5 protein-coding genes are annotated in these 7,111 nt (G+C 28.7%); all 5 read right to left on the reverse strand.

Annotated features, from left to right (window positions below; all coding sequences use genetic code 11):
- Positions 1–665: 665 nt before the first annotated feature.
- From LJD34_RS15135 to LJD34_RS15155, 5 genes are read right to left on the reverse strand one after another with little or no spacing between them, the layout of a single operon-like run.
- Positions 666–2,552, reverse strand: coding sequence for a Helicase associated domain protein (locus LJD34_RS15135; RefSeq protein WP_227360291.1), 1,887 nt, complete (start codon positions 2,550–2,552; stop codon positions 666–668).
- 4 nt (positions 2,553–2,556) lie between these two features.
- Positions 2,557–4,161 (reverse strand): AAA family ATPase, encoded by a 1,605-nt coding sequence (locus LJD34_RS15140; protein WP_227360292.1) that lies wholly within the window; start codon positions 4,159–4,161, stop codon positions 2,557–2,559.
- Between the two features lie 11 nt (positions 4,162–4,172).
- Positions 4,173–6,311: an integrase catalytic domain-containing protein gene (locus tag LJD34_RS15145; RefSeq protein ID WP_227360293.1), complete on the reverse strand. Its 2,139-nt coding sequence runs from the start codon at positions 6,309–6,311 to the stop codon at positions 4,173–4,175.
- Entirely contained in the window at positions 6,301–6,750 is a 450-nt protein-coding gene (locus LJD34_RS15150) for a TnsA endonuclease N-terminal domain-containing protein (protein WP_227360295.1), read from the reverse strand. Before LJD34_RS15150 ends, LJD34_RS15145 begins: the two co-directional genes overlap by 11 nt.
- A gap of 30 nt (positions 6,751–6,780) precedes the next feature.
- Positions 6,781–6,960, reverse strand: coding sequence for a hypothetical protein (locus LJD34_RS15155; protein ID WP_227360294.1), 180 nt, complete (start codon positions 6,958–6,960; stop codon positions 6,781–6,783).
- Between the last annotated feature and the right edge of the window lie 151 nt (positions 6,961–7,111).

Here is a 7,111-nt window from a genome sequence, read left to right on the forward strand (position 1 = left end):
TGTTAAGTTACAATTTAATTTGCGACAAATTGTCATTAATTTAACAAACAAATACGTAATAGTTACATTTTGATTGTAGACATATGAAAAAATAGACATTTTTTATTTCAAATTAGTTACATTTTAAATTGCGATAAGTTTATTATTTTATAGTTTTAATTAAAAGTGTCGTAATAGACATATCAAGTAAAACTACGATAAACGTTGACATTTTGGCACTTTCTTAATATAATTTAGGTGTCAAGAATGACAGCAATTAAATTATTCGGATTGTTCCCATATTCAAGTTTATTTCGGCGATTTAAATATGGGAACAAAAAAAGGTATAAGCCGCAAACTTATACCTTTTTTTCTTGTTATAGGAGAATGCACAGCAATTAATTAACAATAAGCTCGGATTGACTTATTTGTTAAGTCTTTTTTTCATGAATTTAAAAAATCTATAGCTACAATCTATGATTGTGAAGACTGCAGCGATGAATGGAATTAAATTCAATTCAAACCTCGCTTTAAATTTTACTGTTGGCATCCTCCATTATCATGCAGTTTGCCATGGTGCTTACTCTCCTATTCTACCTTTGGCCAAGGCAATAAAAATTTTAACATAATTCATGACAAATTAATACAAAATTATACATATTGTTGAAATTTGTTAGAATTATTTTTTATTTAGTAGTTGTAAAAAAATCTTTATCCAGCTCTAATAATTTATCTATTCTCTTTCTTGATAATTTCTCAACCTTATATCTTTTCTTTTGCGTATCAACCCATGCTCCTAATTTTTCTTCTTCGTATATAAATCTTCGTGGAATATAACTTGTTCCCGTGTCTTTAATATACCTTTTATATTGTTCATATCTTCTATTCCATTCATTTTCAAGTGGTTCAAAGATAAATCCGATTTCTCTTAGCGCTTTTGTTTTATTTTGAGATAAACAGTGATTCTTTTTCTGCTGTCGTTGTTTTAGGCACCAATTTCCAAGTGCGAAACCTCTATAGCTGTCTCTTTTAGAAATATTCGTGTTGCCATATTCTAATTTATATTCGCATAATAATTTATAAGCGAATCCCCATTTGTCATCGCCAATATCACATATTGGACAATGAGGGTTTTGAAGTAAATATTTTGGAGTACGTTTAAACATACTCCCACATTTTTTATGTTTAAAAGTCATTTGGTGAATTTTATCAACAAACTCGCCTACAGCTTCATATTCATTATTTGTTAATTCTTTTATTCTATGTCGGAAAAGTTCTGTTGTCATATTTTTAGGTCTGCATGTTCTGCAATATGGCGTTTTAACAAATCTTCTATATTTAGATTTAAAAACATGACCGCATTCTAACGACTGAATAATTACTGGTTCTTCGGATTTTGTATATTGAAGCAACTTATATTTTCCGCTTTCTTCAATAGTTTCTTTTACATCTTTATATGGAATGATTCGTTTGCATTTACATCGTGTTCCTTCATTAATAAACTCTCTTGGAAGAACTGAATAAATCTCTCCACAATTCTTATGTTTGATTTTTATTGGATGACGCATTGACTCAAACTGAGATAACACTTTGTATTCGCCGTTTCCTAATTCATCTATCATCATTTCTATTCTTTTTTGGTAAGGAATTAAGTCGATACAATAAGGACATTTCCAACCTGATTTAAAACCATGCTCAGTAGTACAAAAGATATTTCCACATTTGTTATGTTTAAACGTTTTTAATATGTTATTATCTCCTGAAATAAATTCATATTCTTTTTTACTAAAAGTATTATATTTGTCGTTCAAATTAATTAGCCCTTTTAATGTATCGATATTTCCCCTTGATATTACATACAAGTCTCTAATAATATCTGTAGTGTTTAATGAATATTTATTATTTAAATCTGTTTTACTTACAAATAGGTTTTTTTGAGATTTGAAACACTTTCTAATCTCTTTAATATTTGTATGAATATTTGTATTTAACAATTTATATGCAAAATTTATCTCCTCTGCTGTTAAATTAGCATCATTATCATCAACTTCTTCATAATTATCTATTATAAATTCTTTGGCATAGCCAGGCTTACCAATATATTTTAAAAGTTTTGTTCCATGCTTATGACATGTGCATATCCCTCTTAATTGATGTGCTCGATGAAAATAAGGATTGCCAAATAGTTTTGTGTCTTCTTTAACACACTCCAAACATATATTTATCTTTGTAAAGCGATAATTCATAGATGTATTAATAGCATCACTTTTATAAAATGCATTAGTAATATACTTTGTTTGTAATTCTTTCGACATTACGATACTTTCATAAGGAAATGTTGTTGTCTTCAGAAATAACTCTGACATATCAATATTTAAGTTTAAATTCTTAAAAAATGCATTGAACCCTTGTCTTAAATCATATGGGACATCTGCATCTGACTTAAAGTTTCCATTCATATATGCTCGTGTAAAACTATACAATGATAAACAATTTACTTTTGCTAATCGGCACACCCATGAGTATAACAATTCATCGGGATATAATTGTACAACGTTTGGTATTATTCCCATATATTTATTCCTCTTTATTATCAATTCCAAGGAAATCTCGCATCTGTGACACGTTCATTGTTCTTTCCTTTTTGTTTGTTCTAACTTTAGGGATACCTTTTTGCAATTGTTCTAAAGTTAATCGGCTTATTTCTCTTTCGTTTTTTCCTTCATTTACTTTTTTACTTATAACTTTATTAAATGCAGTTTCGATTTGAGAATCAGTAAAGTCGTATATCATTTGTATATTAGCAACAATATTTGATAATTGTATAATAATTTTTGTTTCTGAATCACTACTTTGTAAGATTTCCTTTTCTCTTTGTTCTTGTTTTTCTTTATCAAGGATATCTGCAATTTTTAATTCTGCATTTTGTTTCATATTAAGATATTCTTCATTTATTTCATCATCTTCCAAATTGTTTAAGACATATTGCATATTTGGATAATATTTTTTTGCTACTTTTTTTATGAACTGTGGTGTGACTTTTTCCTTACCTTTTCTTCTGAAATATTCAAAATGGACGCATGTATATATTCCTATTAATTGGTCTATTATTCCTTTTGATAAGTCATAAAAAATATCAATCAATTCACTAGAAATTTGTAAAGGTTCGGAAAACCATTGATATCTCAATAAGTTTTTGAGTAAAAACGCGAAGTATTTTTTACTTTCGCAGTACGTATGACCTTTTATCATCATTCCTACTCGTCTTGATGTTCTTAATTCTTTAAACATCTTGTTTCTAGCATCTTCCGTACCAACTACTGCAATTGCAACTTTTGTTCTGTTAGCTAAGGTCATTAAACTATCAAATGAATTTTCTCTAGTATGTTTAAAATCAATCAATTGAATTTCATCAAAAATTATTATACCAATTGCAAATTTTTCTATGTATTCTTTGATTTTTTCAGCTTTCCTTCCAAGATTATTTATTTTGGAAACCTCTTTTGCATAAACAGGCGCTATATTTCCTAACGCTTTATCAATTGCATCTCCAATACCTTCATAAAGTGCTGAAAAATTACTATTTGCAATACAATTGACAACAAGATAGACAATTTGTGGAAACCTTGAGGCTGTATTATCGCCATGAATAATAACCTGTGGATAGTGCGATACAAGTGTTTGAATTGATGAAGACTTTCCACAGCCAGAATAACCAATTAATGAGAATCCTGCGTTTGTTGCCGCAGCAGAATCACCTGCTAAGATACTATGTATTTCTTTCGGCTTATTATCGGAAATATATTCTAATTTAGTATCTATCGATTCAATTCTTTTTCTTGCTCTATATGAAGTTACAAGAGCATTGTAAAAATTAAATTCTAATTCACTGTGAAACGGTAAAGGAAAACGCAATTCTCTTAGCGTTCCAACAGCCAGCATTTTTTTAAGTGTACTCATGTTCTTAACATCATCATAACGATAGCTAGGTAAACTTCTGGTATATACTCTCGAAATGTATTTCTCATCTCTAGGGAAAGGTAAGGCTTCAATATAAGGATTGCCTTTATCTTCATCAACCAACGCATGAATATATCTTGCATTTATAATTTTATTATTTTCTAAGTCAAAATCATCATACTGAGAAATCCCATCTAAATCATTTATATATTCATAATTCATAAAACCTCCTCCTAGAATTCATCATTAAAAGCTTCTATTGCATCTTGAAAACTATCATAATCTCCATAATCTTCTTTATTATTTGTTAAAACATTTTCATCATTTGTAATATTTTTACTTTTATCTTCTTGAAAAATAGTATTATCATTTATAGAAACAAATCTTTGTTTGATGTTGTTTTCTTTAGATGTAAGTTGTTTTTGCTCCTCTCTATTTTCTCTTATCTTTGTTTTATCTGAATAGTTTTCTTTTTTTGAAGAAGAAACAATACTTTCATTAATAGCATATAAATTAGCACTTAATTGTTCATTATATACCCTTCCATGTGCATCCATTGAACTCTTTGCTTTTCTAAAATCTTCATACTCTTTATATGTCATACCAGCATAGTCTGCATTTCCTGTAATTTGTTGATTTAAAGGGGCATAAATCAATCTATTGCCTCTCTTATAATAAACAGCACCAACATCTCGTTTATCTATTCTTACTTCAAATGGTATTTTCTTTGTTCCAGCTGAAAACATTTCTCTTGCTAACTCTGAATCATTAAATGGCAAGTACCATAAGTTTTTATAACTTATGCCTCTACGAGAAATTTTTGCTTTTACAGGTGTCATTAAGTCATATAAATATTGTTCTAAAACCGGAATTGGTCTAGGATACCCGTATTTATTCACTCCATATTGCCATAATTTTGCAGGAATTGGCTCTATTCCATTTTGAATCATTTCTTTTGTTAAGTGATAGTACTTATCATATTGTTGATTATGAAATAAAACAAAATTAATAATCATTTGTGTGTATTCGTAAATTGTTAATGTTGCTTCTTTATGGTGATTAGAGTCATGACGTTTTTCAATCAATCCATAGTTTTCCAAATGAACATTTTGTTGCGAATGCATTTGATGAAATGATTGTTCAACAACACCTTTCAACGAACCACTTCCACCAGGAACAATATGTTTTTCTATTCCTAAAGTCACACATATTCTATTAAATTCCTTACTTTTAAAATCACTTCCTCTATCTACCCTTAATCTTCTTGGAATAAAACTAGAAGGCCAAACATCTGTATTTTCAAATGAAATACCAAATCTTTCTGCGTATTGTTTTTTATCGTCTGCTAGATTTAAAAATAAATTTGTTAAACCTAGCATTGAGTTATTATCAAGAGCTACAGATACAGCTACAATACATCTTGTGAAAACATCGACCATAAAATAGTTAATAGGACGCCCTATTGTTTTATTATGGTCTAATTCAGAAACTAATGAAACATCCGCTTCTACTGCATCAATTTCTACCATATCACCCGGACCATAAACATCTTTTAAAACGTCACTTACTATTAATCTTTTGTTATTTCTTTGTTCTTGTGCACTTGTTTTAATTCTATCGATTTCTTCTTTTGACATATGGGTATTTACATAGTATCTAAATTGGCGTATGGTTGGTCTTTTGGATTCCGGCAGCAAAACTAATGTTTCTATGCCATTAATAATTTCAACTTTTGAAAAATGTTTTAAATTCATCTTATCATATGCACTTCTTATTGTTTTTTGGCGACCGGATTTGTAGTCTTTTAAAGCTTCTTCATAATACGATTCTATCTCATCATTTTTTATTACACCTGTAGATTCAAAATATTCTGATTTAGCACCCGGCTTTGCTGATAAGTTATAGCTTTTTCCTTTATTACTTCCTAAATATCTTTTATCTACTAGGGAAATATCCTTAAATCCGCTTTGAAAATATTTAATGCAAATTTTCCAAAAATTTGCTTTCTTTACATGATGTTTTTCCATAATTTCTTTTAATTCTGGTCTTGAAGTTTTTCCCATCAAACCAATATAAGATGGTCTATATAATTGTAGTATCTCATTCATCATTTGCTTTTTTAGAATTAATTTTTGTTTTGCGCTTTCTGGTAGCATATTAATATCAAAAATTTCTTTTTCATTCGGTTTTATAATCAACAAATTTTCACTTATTAAATCGCATATATCTGCTACACTATAAAGAATTAATTCAAATTTTGTAGTATTCATGTTGCACAAAGTACATGTCTCATTGGTTAATGAAACAATTCTATACTTTCTTTTGGAATTAACATCTTCAATTATTACACCAATAGATAAATTAACGTCCATTTGCATTTACCTCCAAAAGTTTTTCTAGAAAATCATTTGTTACTTGTACAGAACTTAAATCAATATTTATTTTTTTAATTGCTATATCATGTTTAATACGAGAAATGTTATCAAATACTGAGTTATTATCATAAAACTCAATTATTCTACGTATATTATGAACCATTATGATATTGGCATCGGTTTTAAAAAGGAGAGAATACTTTATATTTTTTGATTTCCAATACATTTTTTCAATGCACAAAATTTCCAAGTCCCTATCACTCAAAGAGTCTTTTGCTGTTTTTATTGAATAAGCGTGAAAAGTATTATCCGATTTTGTAACCAAAAAATCTGTTGTCATTATATAATCATTATTTCCAGGATGTTTAACACCTAATTTATCAGCTATTGCAAGGGTTTCCTCACGATTTAACGGATATTGTTCCCTAATATCAATATTATTATCATCCCATCTAAGAAGGTAATATCAGTACATTTCACCTTGGGAAAGACAATGAACTCCTCTACCGGTTTTCCAGTCCCTTATTACTGTTGTGGTTCCAATACTATTAAACTCACTTGTTGTAATAAAAGGCTTGTAGTTTGCTCCTTCACCTGTTCCCATTTTTCTTTTAAACTTATTTTTATTTGATATTTTTTTTGCCATAAAATTTCTCCTAAAAAAATAAAAAAAATAGAGATAGCTTTTCCTATCTCTATTTTAACATGTCTCCAATTAAAATGTAACTTGCACATATTTGCAATTACAAATGTCTCTAATTAAAATGTAATGTCTCCAACCAAAATGTAAGTTTACA

The organism is Faecalibacillus sp. MSK20_93 (genome assembly GCF_020589945.1).
In the GTDB taxonomy this organism is placed as follows: Bacteria; Bacillota_I; Bacilli_A; order Erysipelotrichales; family Coprobacillaceae; genus Faecalibacillus; species Faecalibacillus intestinalis.